Annotated in this window: 20 protein-coding genes and 1 tRNA gene; 10 read left to right on the forward strand and 11 right to left on the reverse strand. The window is 65.2% G+C overall.

Translation table 11 applies throughout. The features are described from left to right. Nucleotides 1-18: 18 nt before the first annotated feature. The 7 genes from AC3WTE_RS22620 to AC3WTE_RS22650 all read right to left on the reverse strand — a co-directional run bounded on the left by AC3WTE_RS22620 (nucleotide 19) and on the right by AC3WTE_RS22650 (nucleotide 13,212). Nucleotides 19-432: an acyl-CoA thioesterase gene (locus AC3WTE_RS22620; RefSeq protein WP_492441087.1), complete on the reverse strand. Its 414-nt coding sequence runs from the start codon at nucleotides 430-432 to the stop codon at nucleotides 19-21. A 7-nt stretch (nucleotides 433-439) separates the two neighbouring features. Next, on the reverse strand, nucleotides 440-5,299 hold the full coding sequence (locus AC3WTE_RS22625; RefSeq protein WP_492441088.1) for an NAD-glutamate dehydrogenase: 4,860 nt from the start codon (nucleotides 5,297-5,299) through the stop codon (nucleotides 440-442). A 55-nt stretch (nucleotides 5,300-5,354) separates the two neighbouring features. Then, on the reverse strand, nucleotides 5,355-7,028 hold the full coding sequence (gene ettA / locus AC3WTE_RS22630) for an energy-dependent translational throttle protein EttA (protein WP_492441089.1): 1,674 nt from the start codon (nucleotides 7,026-7,028) through the stop codon (nucleotides 5,355-5,357). Between the two features lie 180 nt (nucleotides 7,029-7,208). Continuing rightward, entirely contained in the window at nucleotides 7,209-7,655 is a 447-nt protein-coding gene (ssb, locus tag AC3WTE_RS22635; protein ID WP_492441091.1) for a single-stranded DNA-binding protein, read from the reverse strand. Between the two features lie 147 nt (nucleotides 7,656-7,802). Beyond that, complete coding sequence (locus AC3WTE_RS22640) at nucleotides 7,803-10,160, reverse strand: glycerol-3-phosphate 1-O-acyltransferase (RefSeq protein ID WP_492441093.1); 2,358 nt, start codon at nucleotides 10,158-10,160, stop codon at nucleotides 7,803-7,805. Then, a complete protein-coding gene (locus AC3WTE_RS22645) occupies nucleotides 10,157-11,734 on the reverse strand; it encodes an HAD-IB family hydrolase (RefSeq protein WP_492441094.1) in 1,578 nt (525 codons plus the stop codon). The genes AC3WTE_RS22640 and AC3WTE_RS22645 overlap by 4 nt, the downstream gene beginning before the upstream one ends. Beyond that, nucleotides 11,731-13,212, reverse strand: a complete 1,482-nt coding sequence (locus AC3WTE_RS22650) for a wax ester/triacylglycerol synthase family O-acyltransferase (protein ID WP_492441096.1) — start codon at nucleotides 13,210-13,212, stop codon at nucleotides 11,731-11,733. The genes AC3WTE_RS22645 and AC3WTE_RS22650 overlap by 4 nt, the downstream gene beginning before the upstream one ends. Before the next feature lie 131 nt (nucleotides 13,213-13,343). Here AC3WTE_RS22650 and AC3WTE_RS22655 point away from each other — a divergent pair. The 4 genes from AC3WTE_RS22655 (at nucleotide 13,344) to AC3WTE_RS22670 (ending at nucleotide 14,713) form a co-directional block, all read left to right on the forward strand. Continuing rightward, nucleotides 13,344-13,416: transfer RNA gene (locus tag AC3WTE_RS22655), tRNA-Arg, on the forward strand. Between the two features lie 109 nt (nucleotides 13,417-13,525). After that, nucleotides 13,526-14,125, forward strand: coding sequence for a hypothetical protein (locus tag AC3WTE_RS22660; RefSeq protein ID WP_492441098.1), 600 nt, complete (start codon nucleotides 13,526-13,528; stop codon nucleotides 14,123-14,125). Between the two features lie 9 nt (nucleotides 14,126-14,134). Continuing rightward, on the forward strand, nucleotides 14,135-14,272 hold the full coding sequence (locus AC3WTE_RS22665) for a hypothetical protein (protein WP_492441100.1): 138 nt from the start codon (nucleotides 14,135-14,137) through the stop codon (nucleotides 14,270-14,272). A gap of 225 nt (nucleotides 14,273-14,497) precedes the next feature. Further along, entirely contained in the window at nucleotides 14,498-14,713 is a 216-nt protein-coding gene (locus tag AC3WTE_RS22670) for a hypothetical protein (protein WP_492441102.1), read from the forward strand. Between the two features lie 258 nt (nucleotides 14,714-14,971). Here the strand turns inward: AC3WTE_RS22670 and AC3WTE_RS22675 are convergent, their stop codons facing one another. After that, nucleotides 14,972-15,184 carry a hypothetical protein gene (locus AC3WTE_RS22675; protein WP_492441103.1) on the reverse strand — a complete coding sequence of 71 codons (213 nt, stop codon included), beginning with the start codon at nucleotides 15,182-15,184 and terminating at the stop codon, nucleotides 14,972-14,974. A 323-nt stretch (nucleotides 15,185-15,507) separates the two neighbouring features. Continuing rightward, nucleotides 15,508-16,674, reverse strand: a complete 1,167-nt coding sequence (locus AC3WTE_RS22680) for a beta-ketoacyl synthase N-terminal-like domain-containing protein (RefSeq protein ID WP_492441175.1) — start codon at nucleotides 16,672-16,674, stop codon at nucleotides 15,508-15,510. Nucleotides 16,675-16,790: 116 nt separating this feature from the next. On the opposite strand from AC3WTE_RS22680, the gene AC3WTE_RS22685 reads away from it, so the two are divergent. The 3 genes from AC3WTE_RS22685 to AC3WTE_RS22695 all read left to right on the forward strand — a co-directional run bounded on the left by AC3WTE_RS22685 (nucleotide 16,791) and on the right by AC3WTE_RS22695 (nucleotide 20,306). Then, complete coding sequence (locus tag AC3WTE_RS22685) at nucleotides 16,791-17,984, forward strand: PAS domain-containing protein (protein ID WP_492441105.1); 1,194 nt, start codon at nucleotides 16,791-16,793, stop codon at nucleotides 17,982-17,984. Between the two features lie 63 nt (nucleotides 17,985-18,047). Next, entirely contained in the window at nucleotides 18,048-18,203 is a 156-nt protein-coding gene (locus AC3WTE_RS22690) for a TetR/AcrR family transcriptional regulator (protein ID WP_492441177.1), read from the forward strand. A 237-nt stretch (nucleotides 18,204-18,440) separates the two neighbouring features. After that, entirely contained in the window at nucleotides 18,441-20,306 is a 1,866-nt protein-coding gene (locus AC3WTE_RS22695; protein WP_492441107.1) for a putative bifunctional diguanylate cyclase/phosphodiesterase, read from the forward strand. Between the two features lie 57 nt (nucleotides 20,307-20,363). Here AC3WTE_RS22695 and AC3WTE_RS22700 read toward each other — a convergent pair whose 3' ends face one another. Beyond that, nucleotides 20,364-21,071, reverse strand: a complete 708-nt coding sequence (locus tag AC3WTE_RS22700; RefSeq protein WP_492441109.1) for a dienelactone hydrolase family protein — start codon at nucleotides 21,069-21,071, stop codon at nucleotides 20,364-20,366. 2 nt (nucleotides 21,072-21,073) lie between these two features. Here AC3WTE_RS22700 and AC3WTE_RS22705 point away from each other — a divergent pair, with 2 nt between their 5' ends. Then, a complete protein-coding gene (locus AC3WTE_RS22705) occupies nucleotides 21,074-21,820 on the forward strand; it encodes a TetR/AcrR family transcriptional regulator (RefSeq protein WP_492441111.1) in 747 nt (248 codons plus the stop codon). A 152-nt stretch (nucleotides 21,821-21,972) separates the two neighbouring features. Further along, entirely contained in the window at nucleotides 21,973-23,364 is a 1,392-nt protein-coding gene (locus AC3WTE_RS22710) for a cytochrome P450 (RefSeq protein ID WP_492441113.1), read from the forward strand. A gap of 453 nt (nucleotides 23,365-23,817) precedes the next feature. Here the strand turns inward: AC3WTE_RS22710 and AC3WTE_RS22715 are convergent, their stop codons facing one another. Beyond that, entirely contained in the window at nucleotides 23,818-24,447 is a 630-nt protein-coding gene (locus tag AC3WTE_RS22715; protein ID WP_492441178.1) for an MspA family porin, read from the reverse strand. Between the two features lie 153 nt (nucleotides 24,448-24,600). On the opposite strand from AC3WTE_RS22715, the gene AC3WTE_RS22720 reads away from it, so the two are divergent. Next, nucleotides 24,601-25,353 carry an enoyl-CoA hydratase gene (locus AC3WTE_RS22720; protein WP_492441114.1) on the forward strand — a complete coding sequence of 251 codons (753 nt, stop codon included), beginning with the start codon at nucleotides 24,601-24,603 and terminating at the stop codon, nucleotides 25,351-25,353. Nucleotides 25,354-25,355: the final 2 nt, after the last annotated feature.

A 25,355-nucleotide genomic window follows, 5' to 3' on the forward strand; every position in this document is an offset into this window, starting at 1 on the left:
TGCTCTTCGCGCAAGCGCTCATCGCGCAAAACGCTGCAGGTAGTCCCGCTGGTGTGGGGCGATGCGCACCAGCATCTGCCGCTCGATGTTGAAGGTGGCCAGCTGGGTCTCCCCGATCACGGCCGGTTTGGAATCCGGATCGGCCTGCGCCGAGCGCACCTCATAGCCCAGCGTGAAGTCGCAGGCGCGCAGCCGGTTGGTCCAGATGGTCACCTGCAGCGGCGAATCGACAAGGCGCAGTTGGTCCTTGTACTTCACGTTGACTTCGGCGATCAGCAGGCCGGTGGTGGCGACGTCCTCAGCGAAAGGTTCGGTGAGAAAGGGAACCCGCGCCTCTTCGAGGATGGTCACCATGGTGGCGTGGTTGACATGCTGATACATGTCAATGTCTGACCAGCGCACCGGCACCGGCGTCGTGAATCGTTCAGTCACCGACCCATCATCCCTGATTACCCGTTCCCGTCGTCCTCGTGGTCATGCTCCGCAGCTGCCGTGCGGCCACCGACAGGGTCGCCAGATCGCGCTCTTCGTCGTTGAGGATGTCGGTCAGGGTTCGACGGGCCCGCGTGACGCGCGAACTGTTGGTCGACGCCCATTCGTGAATTTTCTGCTCACCGGTCTCGTCCGTCTCGCCGACGGCGATGACGTCGATGCACAACGCCCGGACAGAACCATAAATGTCGTCGCGAATCGCCAAGCGCGCCAACGAATGCCAACGGTCGTTGCGGCTCAACTGGGATACCGCCGTGAGTAGGTTGTCGATGCCCAGGTGGTCGGTCAGCGCAAAGTAGGTGTCGGCCACCTCTGCAGGTTCCCGCTCGGCGATGTCAGCGATGTCGATGACGTCCAGCAGGCTGTACTGGTAGAGCCCGGTGGCCACCATGTAGGCCAGCTCCTGCGAGACGCCGGCGGCCACGAACTGTGCGGCGTCGGTTTCGGCGATGGCCTTGTCATCGCCGCGCAGCCACTGCGCCATCTGCGGGGTGAGCTCGGCGACCTTGGCGGCGAACCGATTGGCCTCGGCGCCGACCGCCAGCGGCTGCGGCCGGTAGTTCAGCAGCCAACGGCCGGCCCGGTCGATCAGCCTGCGCAGGTCCAGCGTCATGCGGTCGGTGACATCCACCGGGACGCCCGCCATGCCGGCCGCCCGGATGTTCCGCCACACCTCGCCGACCCGGAAGATCTTGTCCACCGCGACATAGCTGCGGACCGCGTCGACCGGCCCGACGCCGACGTCCTCGGCGACCCGGTAGGCGTAGGTGATGCCGGCGGTGTCGACCAGGTCGTTCACCAGCATCGTGGTGATGATCTCCCGGCGCAGCTGGTGCGACCGGATGTCTGCCGCGAACCGGTCCCGCAGCTCCTCCGGGAAGTAGGCTGGGAGCCGTCCGGCGAACACTTCCTGATCGGGCAGCTCACTGCCCAGAACGTCCTCCTTGAGCGCCAGCTTCACGTGCGCCATCAGGGTGGCCAGCTCAGGTGAGGTCAGGCCCAGTCCTGTTTCCAGCCGGCGGCGGATCTCCTTGTCCGACGGCAGTGCCTCCAGCTCGCGGTTGAGGCCACGTTCCCTCGACAGATCGCGAATCTGGGAGGCGTGCACCGGCAGCAGGCTGGCGGCGTTGGCGCGGCTGGTGCCCATCAGGTCGTTCTGCGACATGTTGTCGGCGAGCACCAATCGACCGACCTCGTCGGTCATCGACATCAACAGGTCGGTGCGTTCACCGGCCGCCACCTTGCCGGCGGTCACCAGCGCGTCGACCAGAATCTTGATGTTGACCTCGTGGTCCGAGCAGTCCACGCCTGCGGAGTTGTCCATGGCGTCGGTGTTGATGTGGCCGCCGGACAGATCGAATTCGATGCGGCCGCGCTGCGTGACGCCGAGGTTGCCGCCTTCGCCGACCACCTTGGCGCGCACCTGATTTCCGTTGACCCGGATGGCGTCATTGGCGCGGTCGCCGACGTCGGCGTCCGACTCGGTCTCGGCCTTGATGTAGGTACCGATGCCGCCGTTCCAGAACAGGTCGACGGGCGCCAGCAGGATCGACTTCATCAGCGCCGGCGGCGTGAGTTCGGTGACGTCGGCACCGAGGCCGAGTACTTCGCGCACCTGGGGGCTGATCGGGATCGACTTCTGCTCACGGCTGTACACGCCACCGCCTTCGCTGATGAGCGACTTGTCGTAGTCGTCCCAACTCGACCGGGGCAGCTTGAACATCCGGTCGCGTTCGATCCACGAGCGGGCCGAATCAGGATTCGGGTCCAGGAAGATGTGCCGGTGGTCGAAGGCCGCCACCAGCCGAATGTGCTTGGACAGCAACATGCCGTTGCCGAACACGTCACCGCTCATGTCACCGACGCCGACCACGGTGAAGTCCTGGGCCTGGGTGTCATGCCCCATCTCCCGGAAGTGCCGTTTGACCGACTCCCAGGCGCCCTTGGCGGTGATGCCCATGGCCTTGTGGTCGTAGCCGACCGAGCCACCGGAGGCGAACGCATCACCGAGCCAGAAGCCGTACGACTTGGCAACGTCATTGGCGATGTCCGAGAACGTCGCGGTGCCCTTGTCTGCAGCGACCACCAGGTAAGCGTCGTCGCCGTCACGGCGCACTACCTGCGCCGGCGGGACGACGGCACCGGTGGCCGTCTCGACGTTGTCGGTGACGTCGAGCAGACCGGCGATGAACAGCCGGTAGCAGGCGACGCCTTCGTTACGCAGGGCATCGCGGTCGGCGGCCGCGTCACCGGTGGGAACCGGCGGCGACTTGAGCACGAATCCACCCTTGGCGCCGACTGGGACGATGACGGCGTTCTTCACCGCCTGTGCCTTGACCAGACCCAGGATTTCGGTGCGGAAGTCTTCCCGCCGGTCCGACCAGCGCAGGCCACCGCGGGCCACGTTGCCGAACCGCAGGTGCACGCCTTCGACCCGCGGCGAGTACACGAAGATCTCGTATTTCGGCCTGGGCAGCGGTAATTCGTCGATGAGCTGCGGATTGAGCTTGAATGACAACGCATTTCGCTGTCGCGCCGATCCCGCGGCCGTGACGTAGTAGTTGGTACGCAACGTGGCCTGCACCAACGCCGCGAACGCCCGCAGGACGCGGTCGGTGTCCAGGCTCACCAAGGCGTCGATGTCGGCGGCGACAGCCGCCGCGGCGGTCTGAGCGCGTTCCACGGCGTCTCCCCCGGTCGGGTCGAACACCGCCTCGAACAACTCGACGAGGGACTTCGCCGTCCGTGGGTTGTCCCTGAGCACCGTCTCGATGTGGTACTGGCTGTACGGAAAACCGGCCTGCCGCAAGTACTTTGCATACGCTCGCAGGATCGTAACCTGCTGCCAGGTGAGCCCAGCGCCGAGCACCAACTCGTTGAACCGGTCGATCTCCACCTTGCCCTGCCAGATGGCGGTCACCGCATCGGCGAACCGGCCCGCGATCGCTTCGCGCTCCACCGCCGGGGCGTCGACGGTGGAGTGGTGCCGGGAAATCTTGAACTGGTAGATCCACACCGGTATGTCGTCGCCGCGCACGACGTTGAACGGCTGCTCCTCGAGCACCACCACGCCCATCGACTGCAGCATCGGCAGCAGCTCGCTCAGCGAGGCCGACCGGCCGGCCAGGTACCACGTGAGTTGGGCGGTGCCGTCATCGTCGGGCCCGGCTTCGGGATAGTCCAGCACGAGCTTGACGCTGTCGTCTTGCAGCTGGTCGATGATGCTGATGGCCTCGATGGCCCCCGTCGGCGTGAAGGCCTGCTTGTACACCTCGGGGAACGCCACCGCGTAGTGCTCGGCCTCGGCGCGGGTGATGGTGCCCGGCGTGACGGCACCGATCAGCCGGTCGCCCCAGGTGCGGGCGGCTTCGGTCAGCAGACCCTGAATGCGGGTTTCGTTGGCCAACGACGTATCGATGGTCGCCTGGCTCGCCCCTTCTTTGAGACGGACCGTGAAATGCACGACGGCCCAGGGCGATTCACTGACGCGTGCGGTGTACTCGATGCTCTCGCCACCGAGCTCGCGCACCAGGATGTCCTGCATGGCCAGCCTGACATCGGTGGTGTACCGGTCCCGCGGCAGGTACACCAGGCACGAGACGAAGTGGGCGAGTTTGTCGGCGCGCAGGAACAGCAGCGCACGCCGCCGGGAGCCCAGGTCGATGACGGACTTCCCCATCGCGACGAGGTCGCGCGCGGTCAGGGAGAACAGCTCCGACCGTGGCACGGTCTGGATGATGTCCAGCATCAGCTGGCCGGGCCGGCTCGGATCGCCTTGCGACAGGGCCAACGCCTCGTTGACGCGGCGCGAGATCAGTGGAATCTCCAGCACATTCGCGTTGCCCGCGGTGACCGTGAACTGCCCGATGAAACGGTGTTCGCGGGCGGACCCGTTCGGACCCGTGCTCTCGCGGACCACCACGATGTACGGGTAGGCGCCGTAGCGCAGGTAACTGGGCATGGTGGCCTGGGCCACCGCCAGCAGTTCGTCGTCACCGGCCAGCGGTGGCAGCACGTCGGTGCGCAGCTTGGCCACGCCCAGCCGGGTCGCCGGATCCACCTGGGCCTGCCCGTTCTCCACCGTGCACTGCTGGTAGCCGAGCAGCACGAAGTGCCCGTCGGCCAGCCAGCGCAGCAGGGCCGCGACGTCGCGCCGGTCGTAGCCGGGGAACCGGCCGTTGTGGTCGGCGTCGAGCGCGTTGGCCAGGCCGACGAGCGCGGCATTCATCGCCGGGGTGTCGAGCTCCACGGCTCGGGTGTCGGTCAGGGCATGCGGCAGCACCGCGGCGGCCTCCGCTACCGCGTCACCGTCACCCATGGTCGCCAGCTGCACATGAATCCAGGCCTCGTCGATACCGTCCGCCGGTGCGCTGGGATCACCCGCCGGACCCATCGCGACGACCTCGCCCGCCGAATCCCGCCGGACCCGGAATTCGGGGCTCATGATCGCGGTGTAGGCGACACCGATGCGGTGCAGCAGCACCATCACCGAGTCCATCAGCAGGGCGCTGTGGTCGGTCACGATCTGCAGCGCCGGGCCGAAGCGACCGGGATCGTCGGCAGGGTAGATCGCGACCAGCGTCTCCCCCGTCGACCGGCGATGACCGAGGCGATAGTGCGCCGCCAGCAACTCCGGCGAGACCCGGGTTGCCAGCGCCACATCGATCGGGGCGGTGACCCCACCGTCGGCCGGAGAGCCGTCGTTGGGGCCGCGGTACGTCAGCAGATAGGCCCGTGCGAGACCAGCATTGCCGTCCGTGCCGGCGGACTGCGTCGTGCTGGTGCGTCCGCCCCGATATTCCGTCATCCGACTTGCTCCTGACGTCGCGCCGTCGCGCCCCAATCGGCACGTACGTGCGACGTTAGTCGCGAGTCAGCTTGCGGTGGGTCACTCTGTGCGGACGCGCCGCTTCGATGCCGAGTCGTTCCACTTTGTTCTCTTCATAGGCACCGAAGTTGCCTTCGAACCAGAACCATTTGGACTCGTCCTCGTCGTCGCCTTCCCACGCGAGGATGTGGGTGCAGGTGCGATCGAGGAACCAGCGGTCGTGGCTGATGACCACGGCGCAGCCGGGGAACTGCTCGAGCGCGTTCTCCAGCGAAGACAGGGTTTCCACGTCCAGGTCGTTGGTCGGCTCGTCGAGCAGGATCAGGTTGCCGCCCTCTTTGAGGGTCAGCGCCAGGTTCAGCCGGTTGCGCTCACCACCGGAGAGCACGCCTGCCGGCTTCTGCTGATCCGGGCCCTTGAAACCGAACGCCGACACGTAGGCGCGCGACGGGATTTCGTTCTGGCCGACCTCGATGTAGTCGAGCTTGTCGGAGACGACCTCCCAAACCGTCTTCTTCGGGTCGATACCCGCGCGGCTCTGGTCGACATACGACAGCTTGACGGTCTCGCCGACCTTCACGGTGCCGTCGTCCGGCTGCTCCAGGCCGACGATGGTCTTGAAGAGCGTGGACTTACCCACACCGTTCGGGCCGATGACACCGACGATGCCGTTACGGGGCAGCGTGAAGGACAGGTCCTTGATCAGCGTGCGGCCGTCGAAGCCCTTCTCCAGGTGGTCGACCTCGACGACGACGTTGCCCAGGCGCGGCGGCGTCGGAATCTGGATCTCTTCGAAGTCGAGCTTCCGCGTCTTCTCGGCTTCCGCGACCATCTCCTCGTAGCGTCCGAGGCGGGCCTTGTTCTTGGCCTGGCGGGCCTTGGCGCCCGAACGCACCCAGGCCAGCTCGTCCTTCAGCCGCTTCTGCAGCTTCTGGTCCTTCTTGCCCTGGACCTCGAGACGCTCGGCCTTCTTCTCCAGGTAGGTGGAGTAGTTGCCCTCGTACGGGTAGGCGCGGCCGCGGTCGAGCTCCAGGATCCACTCGGCGACGTTGTCCAGGAAGTACCGGTCGTGGGTGACGGCCAGGATCGCACCCTTGTAGTCGGCGAGGTGCTGCTCGAGCCACAGCACGCTCTCGGCGTCCAGGTGGTTGGTGGGCTCGTCGAGCAGCAGCAGGTCGGGCTTGCTCAGCAGCAGCCGGCACAGGGCCACGCGGCGGCGCTCACCACCGGACAGGTGGGTGACGGGCTCGTCCGGCGGCGGGCAGCGCAGCGCGTCCATGGCCTGCTCGAGCTGGGAGTCGATGTCCCAGGCGTCGGCGGCGTCGAGCTCCTCCTGGAGCTTGCCCATCTCTTCCATCAGCTCGTCGGTGTAGTCGGTGGCCATCAGCTCGGCGACCTCGTTGTACCGGTTGAGCTTGCCCTTGATGGCCACGCCCGCCTCGACGTTCTCGCGGACCGTCTTGGTCTCGTCCAGCTCGGGCTCCTGCATGAGGATGCCGACGCTGGCGCCGGGCGCCAGGAAGGCGTCACCGTTGTTGGCCTTGTCGATGCCGGCCATGATCTTCAGGACGCTGGACTTACCGGCGCCGTTGGGGCCGACGACACCGATCTTCGCGCCGGGCAGGAAGTTCAGCGTGACGTCGTCGAGGATGACCTTGTCGCCGTGCGCCTTACGGACCTTGCGCATCGTGTAGATGAATTCGGCCATGCCGTCGTCATGCCTTTCGTTGGCTGTTCGTCGTAGCGTTCTCGTAGCACGGACCCGGCGCGATCGATCTGGCGCGGTCTCACGAAAACTCGCTGCCCATCCTAGGCAAGGCACAAAATCGCCCGGTGGCGCGGTCGGGGCGCCCCCTGAAGGGCCTCGCGAGGCGCCCCGTCGTTCCGCCTACACCGACAGCGCCAGCCCGTCCGCATTCTCGGTCTCGGGCTGCTGGTCTTGCGGTGGCACCTCCGGGCCGGCCTCGACGTCAAGGGGACCCGGCCGCCGGGGATCGACCTTGACCTGGCACCGCGCCATGTCCGGGCCGACGGACGTCGCCCGTACCTCCATCGACGAGCGCCGGTTGCCTTCCTTGTCCACGTACTCGCTGGTGTAGATGTAGCCGACGACCACCACCGGGTCGCCTTTGAACAGTCGGCCTGCCACCCCGTCGGCCACCCGGCCCCAGCAGTTCACCGTGATGTACAGCGAGTTGCCCGGCTCCCAGCCGTCGTCGGTCTTCTTCCGCGAATTGCTCGCCATGCGGAACGTCACGACGTTGCTCTCCCCGGCCCGGCGCGCGACCACGTCGGTGATCACGTTGCCGACCACGGTGAAGGGTGTCTCGAACATGTGCTTCTCCATCCTTTTCGGTGTTGCCGGCGTTCTCGTCGGCCTGTGCGTCATTGACCCGCCCGGCACCGACAAAAGAACCGGCGCCGCACGAAGGGCGGCGCCGGCTGTGGATGAATCGCGAACTGTGGATAACTGGGGACGGCGTCAGTCCGCCTCGATCGTTTTCTTGGTCTTGCGCCGCTGCAACTCCCGGACGTCGAACTTGATCCAGCCGATTGAGTCGACGGTCGCCATGTCCGCCAGGATCGACCGCAGCTCGGCCAGAAAGGCCGCGCGCCGCTCCTCCAGATCGGGTGCCGGTGCCAGCAGCTTCTGGTCGGCCACCACCTGCCGCGCCGTCGTGAACAGCAGCGCGGACACCGACTCGTTGCTGCGAATCCGGCCCTGCGCGACGTACTGCCGGCCGACGCCGAGCGCCCGCTTCGTCAGGTCTTTCTCACTGATGTCGGGCGGCGTGCCCCGCAACACGTCGGCGACCAGCTCGTAGGCCTCCAGGAACGGCCGCAGCATGGCACCGGCGATGATCGGACGCTTGGCCCGCAGCATCGCGTAGATGGCCTCGCCGCCCTCGGCCAGTTGCTGCTCGCAGTTGTCCTGCCACGACATCTCTTCGAGGATGTGCTCGCGGAACGACGCCGAGTCGGCGAAGTAGAACTCGAACTTGAGCAGGTCGCGCAGCCGCATCACCTGCGACCAGAACGCCTCCACCGGATCGGATTCCGCCTTGGCGGCATGCGCCATGGCCAATTCGACGATCGCGGTCTCCAGGAACGCGTCGATGGTCGTGTTGCGGTAGAACGCCGCCTCGTGCTCGTCCTGCGGCGCGATGTACCAGACCGGCTGCCGGCCCCCGTCCACCGCGGTCACCGGATGCCCGCCGGACATCGCATCGAGCGTGGCCCGGACCCCTTCGGGGGTGCGTAGCCGCAGCACTGAATTGGTCATCGGAATCTGCTTGCGCTCAAGGTAATCCAGCGCATCCTGCAGGGTGTGGTGTAACTGGTCCAGCGTCAGCGCCAGGCCGCGGGTGGTCAGCAGCAGTGCCGACACCAGAGCCGTGGCGTTGACCGGGGTGGCCCGCAGAATGCGCCAGGCCACCTCGAAGGCCATCTTCTGCAGTGCGAGCCGCTTGACCGCCGGGTCGGTGGCCACCGCACCGTCGGGCGGCCCCAGCTGTTCCCGCATGGACACCGCTTCGGGGAAGCGCACATAGATCTTGCCGAAGTTCCGGTCGCCCTGGGCCTTGATGTAGTGGTACAGCCAGCTCAGACCTTCGGGGGTTTTCTCGCCGCCGCGGGCGTAGGCGGCGTACTCCGCGGTCTCGTGCAACTGGTCGAAGCTGATGGAGACGGGCTGCAGCAGGATGTCCTCGCTGCGGCCGTCGAGGTAGGCGTCGGCAACGTAGGCCAGCAGACCGAGCTTGGGCGGCAACATCTTTCCGGTGCGCGAGCGGGTGCCCTCGATGGACCAGTTGAGGTTGAAGCGCTTCTCCACGATGTACCCGACGTACTCTTTGAGCACGTACTTGTACAACGGGTCCCCGGCAATGTTGCGCCGGATGAAGATGACGCCCGAGTGCCGGAAGATCGGGCCCATCAGACCGAACGCGAGATTGATCCCGGCGAAGGTGTGCACCGGCGGCAGGCGGTTCTCCTGCATCGCCACCGGCACGATCACGCCGTCGAGGTACGACCGGTGCGAGAACAGCAGCACGGCCGGGTGCAGCTCCAGCGAGTGCCGCATGGCCTCGACTTGCTCGCGGTCGTAGTCCACCTTGGGGTCGAATCCCCTACTGAAGATGGCGCGCCCGATCTTCGGGATGAAGTCGACCGAGAACCGGCTCCACCCCGTCGACAGCTCGTCGAGCATCTCGCCGGCCTTCTCGACCGTCGCGCCCGGAATCTTCTCCAGGCCTTCCCGGAAGCGCGCCGACGCCAGCACCTCGGGCTTGACGAGCCGAGGTGATTTGTACTCGGGACCGAGCAGCCGCAGCTCCACGCGCTCGATGGCGAGCTGCGCCCGGCGCAGCACGAACCGCGCGAATTCCCTTGGGTTTTCGGCGGTCGTGGTGTCCTTCCACTGTTGCCGCAGCTGCCCGACGGTGGCAGGTTCGCCGGCCACCACCCGGGCCCGCAGCGGGTCCTTGCGCAGGATGCGGCGCTGCAGCAGCTCCGGTGGCCGGTAGCGGTCGCGGCCCGAGATCAGCGACACGATCTTGGAGCGCGTCGGTAGACCGGCGGGCACCCAGAACACCCGGACGGGAACCACCGAACGGCTCTCGTCGGCGCCGAGCAACTCGACCAGGCGGGCCAGGGTGCCGGGCGACGGCTCCCCCTCGGTCGGCAGCCGGAGCACCTCGAGGCGGGTGTCCGGATGCTGTTTGCGTTGGTGCGCCAGCCAATCGTTCAGCAAGTCCCACTCGGCGGCGGAGCCGACCGCGGTCAGCACCAGCGCGTCGTCGGTCGGGTCGAAGCTCGCGAGATCGTCCGCGGTGTGCTTCACCGTCGGCCCTTGGCGCTGCGGGGTGTATCACCGTCGGTGTCGGTCGCGTCCTCGGTGGCCGGCGGCGCCGTCCGGTGGTACAGCGGATTGTCGGGCACCTTGTCGTGCGGCCAATTTCGGAGGGTGTCGAGGTAGAGCTGCCGCACCTCGGCGATGCGCTCGGACAGGTCGTCGAGCGTCCAGTCTTCGACTGAAATCGGCGGGAAGACCACGACGTCGACCTTCCCCGAATGGAAGGTCGACGAATCGCGCGCGGCGATCACCTCCGCATTCCGGATGATGATCGGCACGACGGGAATGCCGGCGGCCATGGCCATCCGGAACGGCCCCTTCTTGAACTCGCCGACCTCGGTGGTGTCCAGGCGGGTGCCCTCGGGTGCGATCAGGATCGAAAGGCCTTTACGGGCAAGGTCTTCCATCTTTCGCAGGCTCTCGATGGCCGAGGCCGGATCGTCGCGGTCGATGAACGCGGCGTCCATCACCTTGCCGATGGTGCCCATGATCGGGTTGCTTTCGAGTTCCTTCTTGCCCACCGAGGTGAAGTTGTCGCTCACCAGCGCGCCGGCGATCATCGGGTCGGCCTGGTTGCGGTGGTTGAAGATGAACACCGCGGGCCGTTGCGCACGAAGATTTTCCGCGCCGAGCACGTTGAGGTCGATACCCAGCGTGGCCATCAATGCCTTGCTCCACGCTGAGGTGAAGAAGTTGACTCCGGTGCGCCGGTTGCCGGTCAGCAGACCGAGGCCGACGGCACCGGCCGCGACCGGCGCCAGCGATGCGATGCCGGCGATGGTTCGCAGCTGTGCGATGGGGCTGCTGCCACTGCGGCTGGAGAACTTCAGCACCGGCCAACCACGTTTGCCGGCAACGGATTCCAGCTTCGCCGCCGGATTGGTGGGCCGCGGGTTGCCGACCAGGTACATCAGGGCGACGTCTTCGTCGCCGTCGGCGTAGAAGTAGCTCTTCGCCAGATCGACGCCGTTGTTCGCCGCGAAATGCTGTGCGGCATTGGCCTTTCCAGGCCCCCACAGCACGGGCCTGACCACCTCGCCGGTGATGAGACCGTACTCGTCGGTCTCGAACTTGTTGCACAGCACGTTCTTGATGCCGAGGAAGTTCGCCACCGGTTCCACCTGAACCGTCAGCGCCGACGAGCTCAGCACGACGGTGTGCCCGCGTGCCATGTGCGCGCGGACGAGCTCGCGCATCTCGGGATAGATGCGTTTCTTGATGTGCTGGATGAACAACCGCTCGCCCAGCTCGTCGAGGTCGCTGAGCGAATTGCCGTTCAGCATCCGCGCCCCGCGGCCGATCAGGTCCTCGAACTCGGCGCGCCGCAGCTGGTGGTTCACCGCGGCCTGCACCATGCCGATGAATTCGCCGACACCCATCTGGCGCCGGCGCAACCGGTCCTGCGTCATGATCACGCCGGTGAACCCGGCCACCAAGGTGCCATCCATGTCGAAGAACGCCCCGACCTGTGGGCCTTGTGGACTGGCCAGGATTTCCGCCACCGACCCCGGCAACCGGGCGTTGCGGAACTCGCCCGCGTAGTCGTCGTCGTCCGAACTCATTGCGCGGCACCCCCGTTCACTGCCGACTCGGCCGGTTCGTCCGGCAACTCGAACGATGCCGGGATCGCCCGGCCGTCCCCACCCAGGGCCAGCACCTCGTTGAAGCCGTCCACCAGGCAGCGGGCCCACAGTTCAGGATCGTCGATCGACGCCCGGTCATAGCGGGTGCTGATGGTGACCCAGCCGCTGCGCGAGATGAGCACCGCCATCATCGCGACGCCGGGAAGTGGCCCGATTCCGTAATGCCGCAACACCTTTGCCCCGGCGATGAAAGTGTCGACCGGCGGACCGGGGACATTGCTCGCCTGCACATCCGAGTTCACCACCGAGCCCGCCATCGACTCCAGCAGGGGGTCCGGCACCAGGTTCAGCAGCGGCGCCACCACACCGACCACCTCGATGGCGCGCTCCTCGCGCTTGCGGGTCATCTGCGCGCGCACTTTCTGGATGCGCTTGCGCGGGTCGACGACGCCGATGGGCGCGGCGATGTTCACGCCGGCAAATCTGTTGCCGCCGGCCGGATCCGAGTCGGAGCGCACATTCACCGGGACTGCCATCGGCAGCGAGGCGACGGGGACGCCCTTGGCCTCGTGGTAGAGGCGCAGCGCACCGCACAGGGCAGCGAGGTAGGCGTCGTTGATGGAGCCTTCGGCGGCCTTGGACGCCTTGTGCAGGTCACCGAATTTGATGTCGATGGCCTCACTACGTGACGCCAGACCACGGCGGCGCAGCACCGGCGACGGCGGCGCCGCCGGCGTCATCACCCGCCGACTCGACCGGACATAGTCGACCACTCCGCCGACCGCGTCGACCGGGTCGCGCACCATGCGCCCGACCAGACCGGCGGCACCACGAGTCGCATCCAGCACGTTGTTGGCGATGCCCTTGGGCAACGCGTTGATACCTTGGCGCGCAAGGTCGTTCGGCGACAGATCTTCGGGGATCGGCAGCGGCGCCGCCGGCCTCGGCGCCGGGTCGCGCTCCAGGTCGTAGAGGTTGGCGAACATCTCCATGCTGCCCACCCCGTCGGTGACGGCGTGGCTCATGTGCATGATGTTGGCCGCGCGGCCGCCCGGCAGCCCTTCGACCAACGTGGCCGTCCACAGCGGACGGGAGATGTCGAGCGGCGACTGCAGCGCCAGCTCGGCGAAGTCGAAGACCTCACGCAGCGTGCCCGCACCCGGGGCACGCACCCGGCGCACATGGAAATCCAGATTGAAGTCCGGGTCGACGACCCAGCGCGCGGCAGCCGTCGGCAGGCTCGGCATCACGACTTTCTGACGCAGGCGAATCGCCTTGCGGGAGGCCTGCTCGAACCGCGCCCGGTACAGCTCCCAATCCGGGGTGACATCCAACAGTTCGACGCCCATGATGCCGGACCGGGTGCGGGGATTGGCTTCGCCGCGATGCATCAACTGATCGACTGCACTCAACTCTTCGGGCAACCCGGCCGTGTCAAAGTCCGGCACGTCGCTCATGGCTGTCGCTCTCCTCCGTCGTCGCCCAGCGGTGGCCCCTAACGCTAGTCCGCTGCCGGGAACGGCGGGGGGCAATACCGCTGTTGCGATGCCCACCGCGACGAGGCGCCAGGTTAGACTTCGTGCGCGTTGCCCCCGTGGCGCAACGGATAGCGCAGCGGATTTCTACTCCGTAGGTTGCAGGTTCGAATCCTGTCGGGGGCGCTTTTTGTCGTCATTCGCATCGGACTGCTGGCCGGCATCCGTCTCCGACTCGATGACCGTCTGCGACGGCGCTGTCCGCTCCCACAGCACCGCGCCGACGCACGCGGTGATGACCCAGCCCGCCCCACTGATCCCGCACCAGGTGAGCAGCGCCATCGCCACGCCGATCGGCCCGAAGTCGTCCCAGCCGCGCAGCAGCGGCGGGAAGATCATCCGGGCGGCCAGCGGCAGTATGGTCCCCTCGATCACCACGCCCGCCAAACCCGCGAGCAGCAGGGCACGCCACGCCCGGCCGCCGTCGCGCACCAGCAGCGCGGGCGTCATGGTCCAGAAAATCCAGACCGGGATCATCGACACCGCGAAGTGCGCGGCGAGACTCCACCCGTGGTGCACGCCGCCGAAGGCGATGCGCTCCCGCAGCCCGATCATGGTCAGGTACAGCGCGAACCACGCCACACCACGCCACAGCCTGCCGCCCCAGCCGAAGGGCTCGCGCCGCCACGCCCTGGCAAAGATGCCGGCGATGGTCATCGACATCGGGATGCCCCACACCAAGAAGCTTGCGACGCCGAAGAACGTCCAGTTGGACCGCAGGCCCGACGCGCGGCCGAATGCGGCCCGCACGTGGTCGGTCAGCGGCGACGCCAGACCGAGTTGCCGGCTCACCACGACGCCGGGGCTGGCGTTGTCGGCGAATCCGGTGAGATAGCTGAAGCCGATGATCGCCAAGGGGATCACCGTGGTGAACAGCTGGACCGACACCACGGTCCCGAGCGTGCCGCCGTCGATCTCGTTGAAGCGGTTGACGACGGCGACGATGGGCCGCAGCTGGCGCATCTCGGCCAGCTGCCGATAACGGTCTTCGACGCGTTGCCGCATTGCCGGCGATTCGGCGTCGTCGCTCATGCTCCCCCTTCTACGGACCCCGGCATTGTGCCCGGCCGGAGAGATGCGCGCGTCGAAACGGCGGGAAGTGAGCACCACTGAGCGCTGGGCCGCAATCACCCGGTCGCGTTCGCGCTCGTCAGCGAGATATGCCGGCGGAGCGGGACTGTCGATAGCGGGTTCCACGGCTTGCCAGATGGCGGCAAACGATGTGATCGTCGGGCAGCAATGCCTTGTCGAACGGCAATTGACCGCTCAGTGCGCGGTTCTGCGCGGAAGTTTGGTCCAGGAAACTGGTGAAGGAGTCCAGCTGGCCGCGGCCGACGATGACGACGAGCTTCCGCAGACCCTGGCAGTGGTGCTGCGACGTAGAGGAGTCGTCGAGATCGACATCGACACGGTTCAGCAGTAGGCACATAGATGATGCCGACGTGACGCGACCGAATAGGGCTTAATTCGAATGGACCTATTGCATTGCATTTTGAGATCGCGGATAAAGTCGGCAGTTCCGCGGGTCTGGGATTGGGCATTTCCTTAGGCGCCGCTATCACGCGAACAGTTCGGCGGTCATCTGATCCGGTCAGGCGCACATGAGTTGTCGCATCACCCGTGACTGAGGCCGCTGAAGCGCGATGAAGATGCGTATTGACCATTGCCGCGTGGTGGGCATTTACGCCTCGTTGAGCTCGGCCGAATTGGCGTTGACGGTGATCAACGGACGCCGGGGACCGGTATAGGCATCTCGTACCCCGCGTGGGCAATGCCCGAGAATCCACAAACGATAGTCGGAATGCGCGAAGGCGTCGCCCACGTCAAATTCGACATCCGAGCGCTGCATTAGCAGCAACAACAGGTCACTTCGAGCCGGCAGACGGTAGCTCATGGCGACGGTGCGACTGCACCGCTAAGGCCCATGGCAACGGTGTACGGCTTTCCCCGCGCCCCCTAGACGCAGTTCCCGCAACGCAACGGACGCCACCCCTCGAAGCTCCGATGCATATGTATTTTTTTACCAACTGCCCGTATCAAACCACGGTTCGGAAACATTGTCCAGCCATGTGTCGCCCCTGAAACCGCACTCCACCGTCACCGCCAAAGCGTTCTTACGCAGCGACGACCCCGACCTCGATCACGCAGTGCTCGAGGTCGGGTGTGCGTCCTCGTCGTAGCTAAACCTCCGGCGATGCGATACAAAATGCCGGGCTGTCAGTCCGAGTGCATCGGCGGACTCAGGACGATCGCAGAGTTCTGGCCCCCCATGCCCAGGGACGTCTTGAGCGTGATGCCCCCGTCGATCGGGGTCGGTCCGTCGAGCAGTCTTCGGTGTCCACGGGCTACGACCGGTGCCGCAGGAATGACGCTGTGGCTGTAGGCCAGGGCTGCCGCGGCGATCTCCACCGCGGCAGCAGCGCCCTGGCAGTGCCCGGTGAGAGGCTTAACTGAGTACACGCTGGGCCGGCCGTCAAACAGATCATCGAGCAGCCCCGCTTCGGCTGTGTCGCATTGCTGGGTTCCGGGACCGTGTGCGTTGAGAAATGCGATGTCTTGCGGGCTGATGCATGCGTTTTCGAGTGCTTCAACAACGCATTCGTCGACATGAGTACGGCCAGGGTCCACGGACGTGACGTGGTACCCATCGTGCGTCATCGCACCGCCCAACATCGATGCATAGCTGCGGGATTGCTGTTTGGTGAGCACGAAAGCCACCGATGCCTCCCCGACAGCAAACCCCCGGCTCCCCTCCTGGAACGGCCTGCAGGCGTCCAAGGGCTCCGTATCGATTACCGCGACCCCAAGCTTCACGAAATGTGCGACATTCTCAGGAGTTAAGGACAGATCGGTCGAAACGAATACGACGTCGTCAACGATGCCGCAATCCAGCCACATTTGAGCGGTCATCATGCCGGCGTTTCCCGATGCGCACATTGCCGACACATTCATCGCCGGACCATGAAATCCGAATTCCTGCATCACCATGGAGACCGGTGTCGAGGGCATTAGCGCCAAGTAGTCCCGGACGCGGCGGTCTCCGCCGTCTTCGAGGTAGAAGGTGCGCCACGTCTCGATCTCAGGCAACACCAGGGCATGCAATAGCCCGACCCGGCGGCCCGGCCGCCATCCGCGTGTTCTGGCATCCGCTATTGCCTCCCGGACTGCCGCCCGCATCGCTCGTATGGACCTAGTCGGGCCGTCGCTACTGAGCCCCGCGTCAGAGACGCGTGATAGCCAGACCGTGTCGTGGCCAACGGAGCTGTAGCCGGCGTGCAGTGATGCGGCCGGTTTGCCGCTGACCAACCCGTCCCACAGGTGGTGTCGTCCCCATCCGTAACCGGTGATGGCTCCGATACCCGCAATATCGATGGTTGTCGTCATGATGTCTTCCTCTCGTGCTCTCAGCCCCTGTTTGCGGCTGCAATATCGATTAAGGTTCATTTGCACGGCATTCACCAGCGGAAGATGCGGCCTGAAGATTTTTGGAGGTGCACGAATTGTCGGAGAAGCCGATGACGGGGTTTGAATCCTCAGCATCGAATTTGGTCCGCAAACATTCTGGTGAAGAGGATTTGGTTGCTGAAAATTCCATGATTAGCGAGGCTACGCGCGGTGAACCCGCAGCATCGAAGTTTGCTGCCGATTGGACGGAGCGACGATATCGAGAGCTGGTCGATCACAGTCCGCACGCCACCGTCGTCCACGAAGCCGGACGACTGGTGTACGTCAATCCGGCGGCGGTCCGTTGGATAGCTGCTACATCCGCCGATCAGCTTCTTGGCCACCCCATCGCCGAGTTCGTTCAGCTGGCGTCCGTACCCGCATTTCTCGTTCGCCTGTCGGCCCTGCAGAACCTGGGGGACGCCTCGGAGCCGTCAGCAGCGGTTCTCACCAAGTTCGACGGAACCACGCTGGACGTTGAGGCGATATCGGTTCTGACCAGGTGGGAAGGACGCCCGGCATACCAGGTCGTTTTCCGGGATATCGGCGCCGACAAGGCGCTCGAAGCAAACGTGCGGCTTCAGGCTGCCCTGCTCAACGCGGTCTCCGATGCTGTCATCGGGACGACCAGGGATGGCATCGTGACCAGTTGGAATCCCGCAGCTCAGCGCACGTACGGGCGATCAGCGGCCGAAGCGCTGAACCAGCCGGTCCGCGCCATGGTGGGCGCCCGTCTTGATCCTTCAGCGATCGTGGCTGCAGGTGGCGTTGCCTACCTCAATCACCGAACGGTCGGTGGTGCAAGAGCGAAAGTGTCGGTTTCGGCTACCGATTCTGGCTTCCTGATCGTGATCGCCGACCAGGCTGCGTTGCGGCGTGCAGAGCTCGTGGAGAGCATCCTTGACTCGCTGCATGGCGCAGTAGTGGTCGTCGATCACCAAGGCAATGTCACCTACTCCAGCGCCACGGCCAAAAATGTGCTGGGCATCGAGCCCGGTGACGCGGCAATCCCGCCAGCCGTGGGGGCGTTCGTCGCGCGGCTGCGCGACAATCAGCCGAGTTCTGGCGTTAATGAATCCGAGCCTGCGGAAGACCCATTCGACGAATCGATCCTGGAATTCTCGCATAGAGATGGTGCCCGAATTGCGCTCGTCGTGAATGGACGGTTACTCGATTCCGCGAATCCAGGCCGGTCTGACATCGTATTGTCATTTTCCGAAGCTACGGACGGGCGCTCCGCCGCCGAATAGCAGCTGCTCGCGACCACAAGTAAGCACGTATTCCACTTTGCCTAGATCGTCCCACGGCAGGGCATCGCCGACACGCCGCTCCGCGAATTTGCCCGCGCCGCAGGGATGTCCGTGGGTGCGGTACAGCACCACTTCTCGACCAAACGTGAACTAACTCGCGCGGTCAACAATCGCGTCCTCGAGATCGTCGCGGAGAGTATCGACCCGAAAACGCCATAATCCTGCGCCTGGGCGTCATCATCCTGCGTGAGCACGTCGAGCGGCACCTGCCTGGGCCGTTCTACGGCGAAGAGCAGCTAGCCCGCCAGAACGCCTCGGTCCGCTTCCTGCTGGGACACGGGTACACCAACGAGACCGACCACGAGCGCTCGGCCGCCACACCTGACCGTAGGGATTAGACGCGCGGCGCCGAGTTCGTAAGCCCCGTGCCAGTTTCGTATTCGTTAACCTAAGTGCGTGATCGGCGACCTCAACAGCCTCGTCGCGACGTCAGCGCGACGGCTGGCCCACGCGTTGGCGGACGATACCGCTGCGATCACTGAACAAATACTTGCCGATGTGGCCAATTTCCTGTCGGTGGACCTTGCGACCCTTCGACACAATGACCACGACCAGCGGGCGACGATCCTTGTCGCCCAGTGGCCGCCTCGCAGCGAGGCCGCCGATCAACATCGGGTTGTCTACTTCAGTCGGGCGGACCCCTTGCTCGCTGCTGCTGAACATCTCGCCGAACCGCTGGTCGTCGACCTTGACTCTGAGGACGCCGAGTCAAAAGCGCGAGTTGCGTACGGTGCCAGCGCTTCACGAGTATCTGTTGCGATAGTCCCCTTGAAGACCGCAGACGGCACCGTGACCGGCACTCTCGAGTTGATCACGTACCGCGAACGATACTGGCCGGCTGAAGAACTGCACGCGCTGCAAACCATTGCCTACGTCTTCGCGCAGGTCAAGACCCGTGCTGACACCCTGGCCGAGATCAAAAGACTTGGCCTCCAGGATGATTTGACAGGACTGTGGAACCGGCGCAAGTTGCTTGACCACCTTGAGCTGCGACTCGCTCCTGGGTCTTCGGCGCCGGTAGGTGTCCTCCATATCAGCCTCGACCGATTGAACGCTGTCAGCGCCTACCTCGGCCGATCAGCCGGCGACCAGCTGCTCATCCAGATGGCCCGACAACTGCAGGACTATGTCGGCGACAACGCTCTTGTCGCCAGGCCAAGTGACGACGAAATGGTCGTTGTCCTTGAGGAGCCCGCCACGCGTGACGAAGCGGAGGCGTTCGCCCGACGTTTACGCAGCGCCCTGAATGTGCGGTATTCGGTGGGGCAAGAGCAAGTCGCCTGCGCCATCAGCATTGGGGTGGCGGTCGGCCAGCCCGGCAAGCATTCAGTGACCGACCTCATGCGCCGCGCCGGTCATGCGCTAGCAGGAGTGGTGGACCTCGGCGGCAACGGCGTCGCGGTGTTCCGGGATGAGCTCGAAGACACCTTTGCGATGCGAACCGACATTGATCTGCATCTGCACGGCGCATCCGAAGGCGACGGTGTTTACCTGCAGTACCAGCCAGAAGTGGACCTTCATACCGGGGCGATCGTCGCCATTGAATCGCTCCTCCGGTGGGATCACCCCTCCCGCGGCTTGCTCTGTCCGGAACAGTTCATGCACGTCGCCGAGGAGACCAATCAGGCCGCGGCGTTTGGGCGTCGAGCACTCTTGTTGGCCTGCCGTCAGCTAGGCCAGTGGCGCCAGGACGGCCTTGTCCGCGACATCGTGATGCGCGTCAAAGTGCCACCAGCGCTGGTGCTCGTACAGAGCTTTGTCGACCATCTACTGGGAACGCTCGACGCTCTGGAACTGTCCGGCGACTCACTGTCACTGGAGTTTTCGGAAAGCGCCATGCTCTACGAGGCGGAAGTCCAGGAAGCGCTGCGGGAACTTAGAGCCGCCGGCGTGAGGCTGGCCTTGGACGGGTTCGGAACTGGATACGGTCCACTTGCGGGTTTGAAGTCACTGCCGATCGACACCATCAAGATTGACAGTTCGTTTGTCCAACTCCTCACTGAGGACCTCGGCAATATCGCGATCGTTCGCGCAATGGCCGTGCTGTGCGATCAGCTTGGGCTTGATCTGGTCGCAGACGGTTTGCAGCACCCCATCGATGCGAGGGCATTGTTGGCGTTGGGCTGCCGGCGAGCCCAAGGTCCGTTCGTCTGCGGGCCTCTGCATGTCGAGGACATGACTGTGCACCTGACCGCGAAGTATGTGTCGCACATCGGCCTGGCATCAAAAGGGATGTTGACGCGCCCCAGCCGAGGAACATAGGGCGCCGGACCGCAGGCGGCCGCGTATCTGGGTGCGGATAGATGCGCCCGGCGAGTCCTAGTGCAAATGACTGCCGAAGAATTCGAGCATTCGCCGCCAGGCATCCTCGGCTTCCTCCGGAGCATAGCTAGCCCCTACCGCACGTTCGATGAACCGAAGGGGGCCAGAAAACCGCCAGTCATTGATGAAACCGTGGCCGACATCGGGGTATTCATGGATGTCTCGCGGCACATCGCCCTGGGATAACGCGGTGTCAAGACGGGCTGCGCTGCCGCGACGGGCAATGAGGTCACGCGAACCATAACTGGCCACCACCGGGCACGCCTCCTTCAGGGCGTGCAGATCCTTGGGCAGGACGCCGTAGTTCGATGCGCAGGCATCGAACAGCCCACCCACGGACAGCTGCAGAGCGAGCTGGCCACCCATGCAGAACCCCAGCAGCCCGACCTTGCCGCTGCAACGCTCGTCGGTCAGGAGAAAGTCGCGGGCCGCCATCAAGGGGGCGTAGCCGTCGCCAATTCCGGCGCTGGCAGCCCGCAGCGTCGCCATCATGCAGCGAATCTTCGGGCCACGGCCGTAGAGCGCAGGCACCAAAGCCATGTAGCCGTTCTCAGCTAAACGATCAGCAGTCCGGCGCAGATCAGGAGTCATCCCGAGGACATCCTGAACAACCACCACCGCAGGCCATGACCCCTGACCTTGCGGGATTGCTAGGTACGCCGGCGCTATGTTGTCGGTACTATCGGAGTAGTTAACCAAGCTCATAATTGAGCGCCGCCATTAGCGCTGCCATTTTGCAGGGCAAATCGGCGAGTTTTGTTCAATCGAACTCCAATGCACCTGTATCTTTCCACATTTTAGCGCTATTGTCGGGGCCCATGGAGGATCGCAGCGTATTCGGTGTAGTCCGGCCACAGCGCGAGCCCTCAACCGAGGAGAAGATCGTCCAGGCGGCCTTGGAGATCTTCGCACAGCGTGGCATCGAGGTCACTTCGCTTCGCACGGTCGCGGACTTCGCGGGGGTATCACCCGGGGCAGTTCAGTATCACTTCAAGGCCAAGGCCGACCTCGTCGCGGCGGTCGACGCCCACGTCCTCCAGATCATCGCCGACGCCCTCGAACCTTCCGAGTACGGGCCCGATTACTCGAGCATCACCGCCGGCCGAGACATCGTCCACCTCTTGCTCCACCACCCCACGGCCATGGACTACCTCAAGCGGGCCCTGGTCGAAGGCAACCCCGACACGGGCGTCGGCCGAGTGATCTTCGACGGGTTGGTCAAGATCAGCGAAAAGCAAGGGTTGAAGTTCCAGGAACTGGGGTTGATGCGCGACGATGTCGACTTTCTCTGGTCCTACCTCAACCCGATCGCTCTTCGCGTCGGAGCGATTATGTTGCGCCAGCACATCGAACGATTCTTGCCGGGGCGCTTCTACGACCAAGACCAACTGAAGCGGTGGAATGACTCGGTCACAAACCTGTTACAGCACGGTGCGCTCATTCCGCACGACTGACCGATGGCGATCGCAGTCCCCTACACTCGTGCCCCATCTCACTTCATCCTGGCGCCTAGTCGTACATCGGACCCGGCGCCACCACCCGCGCGCTCAGCTGCCGGAGCCCTGCGATCCTGACGGCTTCAGCCAGACCCCATTACGCTACTGCTGTGGACGTGGTTGAACATCACGACGTTGAACGTGACGACGAAGTCATCGCGGCCTTGCCCCCGGCGCCCAAGAACCCGCTGCCCTATCTGCAGCGGCTTCGGGCCGTGCGATCCCACCACACAGGAACCGACATCCTGCGCGACGCAGGAGGCCCGGTCACACTGATTTCCTTAGGGCCCAGGTGGCTGATACCGCCCATCGTGCTGGCGACGTCACCCGAAGGTATTCGCGACATGTGTAGTCCTCGGGACGGCTCGATCGACAAAGGCAGCACCGTCAACACCGAGCTCCGAAACCTCATCGGCGCCAACGTTTTCGTTTCGCCTCACACTGAATGGCTGCCGCGGCGCCGGGCGCTGCAGCCGCTGTTCACCCACCAGAAGGTCACCCAAATCGGTGGACACATGGCCGAAGCGGTTGATGCCATGTGCGCCACCTGGAATGTCGACACACCAGTTGATTTGGCCGAGCAAAGCCAGATGCTGTCGTTGCGCACCTTGGGATGGACGGTGTTCGGCACGGACTTGGGCGCCCAGGCCGATTCCATCGCAGAATTCCTGCGAATCACGTCCGAATACGTTCTCAACCGCAGCGTGTCGCCCTTGAGGGCTCCGAGTTGGCTTCCGACGCCAGGGCGGCGACAAGCCCGGGCCGCGGCTGACATACTCGGCCAACTGGCCTACAACATCCTGCTTTCCTGTCGCGAAGACCCAGACAAAGACGCGCCGCTGGTCCAGATGCTGATCGCCGCAACGGATCCCGAGACGGGACAGAGGTTGTCCGATGATGCCATCGTCGCCGAGCTCGTCAGCATGTTGTTCGCCGGATACGGCACCACTGCAACAACATTGACGTATGCGCTGTGGGCTCTCGGCCATCACCGGCATTTCCAGGATCGCGTGGCAGCTGAGGCCGCGGCGTTAGGCGATCGGCCATTGTCTCCCGCCGATCTCGGCGAGCTGACCTACACCGCCCAGGTCATCCGTGAGACCTTGAGGATTTGCCCGCCGGCGGCGACAGGGACACGAATTGCGAAACGGGACGTTGCCATTGCCGGGTATCGGGTCGGCGCCGGCGCCACCCTCGCGATTGGCCGCCGTTCGGTGCAACGCGACCCCACTCTGTGGGATGCGCCCCTTAAATTCGACCCGGATCGATTCTCACCTGAGCAGTCCGCGACCAGAGACCGCTGGCAGTATTTGCCGTTCGGAGCCGGTCCACGCTCGTGCATGGGCCAGCACTTCGCAATGCAACAGGCCACGCTGGCTGTTGCTGACGTCGTTCGACGTTTCGAAATCAATTCCGCCGCAGATGATTTCCCCACGACCGTCGCCTTCACGGTCGCACCTGACGGTCCCGTGCTGGCCCGCGTGAAACCACGCAGACCATAACGACCGCACTGCAGACTCCAAGCGCGTCTCGTTGGCGCGCGTCCGTGGTCTTCGAGCACGGAGCAGTTGGCGCCCGGCGGCTAGTCGTTAGGCCGCGCCACCTGCCGTCGACGCATCTGGGTACCAAAGTGCGATCGCACGGCAAGGCCAACGCTGCGCGATTTGGCCACGTTGCCAACCCATTTCGGGGTGACTCGCGCCGGGAACTCGACCGGTTCTTCGGGTGGGAACCACGGCTGCTCAGCGCTATAGAACCGTGCGCTCACGTCGGTTCGCTCCTTTCGTGCGGCCGCCGATGGGGTCTGTCCCTCGGCTGCGGTCGGCAGCCACCCTGCCAGGGTGTGCTGTGGCGGTCATCGGGATCTCACCAATTGACCATTCGAGGCATCAGCCCGAGCACGATTCCGACCAGGAGGGTCGCGATCATGAGCGCGGTGACGGTGGCCGCACGGCTCAGACGGCCTTCGTCACGCCGTAGTAGGCGACGATGTCGTCGGTGTCGGAGGTGGAGCTGGTGAGCACCGCGTACGACCGAAGGAACGACTGGCCGACGCAGCCGTCGACCTTGACGTGCGTGTCCTTGAGGGTGACGCGCACCGGCGCGGCCTTGAACGCCTTCTTGTCCACCGGGACCTGCGTCACCGTGCCGGGCTTCGGGTGGATTTCCACGGTGCCGGACATCGGGACGCTCACGCCGGTGGGCAGCAGGCCGGCCAGGGTCGACCCGGAGGTACTGATCCCGATGGAACCGACCAGACGCACCTGGCCCAGCTCGATGCCGCAGCCGATCTGGTAGCCGGCCTCCAGCGTGCCGCCATTGAGCGTGGTCTTGCCCTTGCCCGTCACCGTGCCGGTGAACGTGCCGCCCACCAGGTACTCGCGCGAGCTCACCGCGGTCGTGAGAGGTGCGACGGGGAGTTCGGTCTCGTTCTTCGCCACCACGGTGAGGGTCCAGCCGTCGGGGGTCGTCACCGTCGCGGGTTCTTCCGAGGCCACCACGCCGGTGTCCGGCGGCGGGCCCGCGTCACCGACGAGTTCGGGGTCGGCGACCGCAGTGGTCGCGGCCCCCAACGGGAGCAACATGCCCACACCAGCAACCACGACAAAACGCTTCAACATGAACTCAGACGCCTCTCAACACCAACAGCAAAGGAACCACACAGTTCTTTCGCAGATACGACGTCCGGTAAAGGTTTTGACTCACGCGAGTCAAAACACAGGCCATAGGCTGTGGTGGTGTCCGATCTCGTACTGACGCAGGTCATCGACCGCGTCGCACTCATCACGGTCAACGATCCCGACCGCCGCAATGCGGTGACCGCGGAGATGTCCGCCGGCCTGCGGGCCGCCATCAACGCCGCTGAGGCCGACCATGGCGTGCACGCCGTCGTCGTGACAGGCGCCGGCAAGGCATTCTGTGCCGGCGCCGATCTGACCGCTCTGGGCGAGGCCACGGTGAACGGCCTGCGGGTGATCTACGACGGCTTCCTCGCGGTGGCCGACTGCACCCTGCCGACCATCGCCGCGGTGAACGGCCCGGCCGTCGGGGCCGGGCTCAATCTCGCACTCGCCGCCGACGTCCGGATCGCCGGGCCGGCGGCGGTCTTCGACCCTCGGTTCCAGAAGCTCGGGATTCACCCGGGCGGCGGCGCGACGTGGATGCTGCAGCGGGCCATCGGTCCCCAGGCGGCGCGGGCCGCGCTGTTGTTCGGCATGAAGTTCGACGCCGACGCCTCGGTGCGGCACGGCCTGGCGCTGGAGGTCGCCGACGACCCCGTCGCCGCGGCATTGGCGTTGGCTGCCGGGCCGGCTTCGGCACCCCGCGAGGTGGTGCTGGCCACCAAGGCGTCGATGCGCGCGACGGACCATCCCGGCGTCCTGGATAACGAGCAGCACGCGCGGGCCGTGGACATCGAGATCGTCCCGCAGGCGGCGTCGATCGAATCACCGGAGTTCGCCGCAAGGTTGGCCGCGACCAAGCAGCGCTGACT

Source organism: Mycobacterium sp. FW102-FHT13B02, assembly GCF_058790275.1.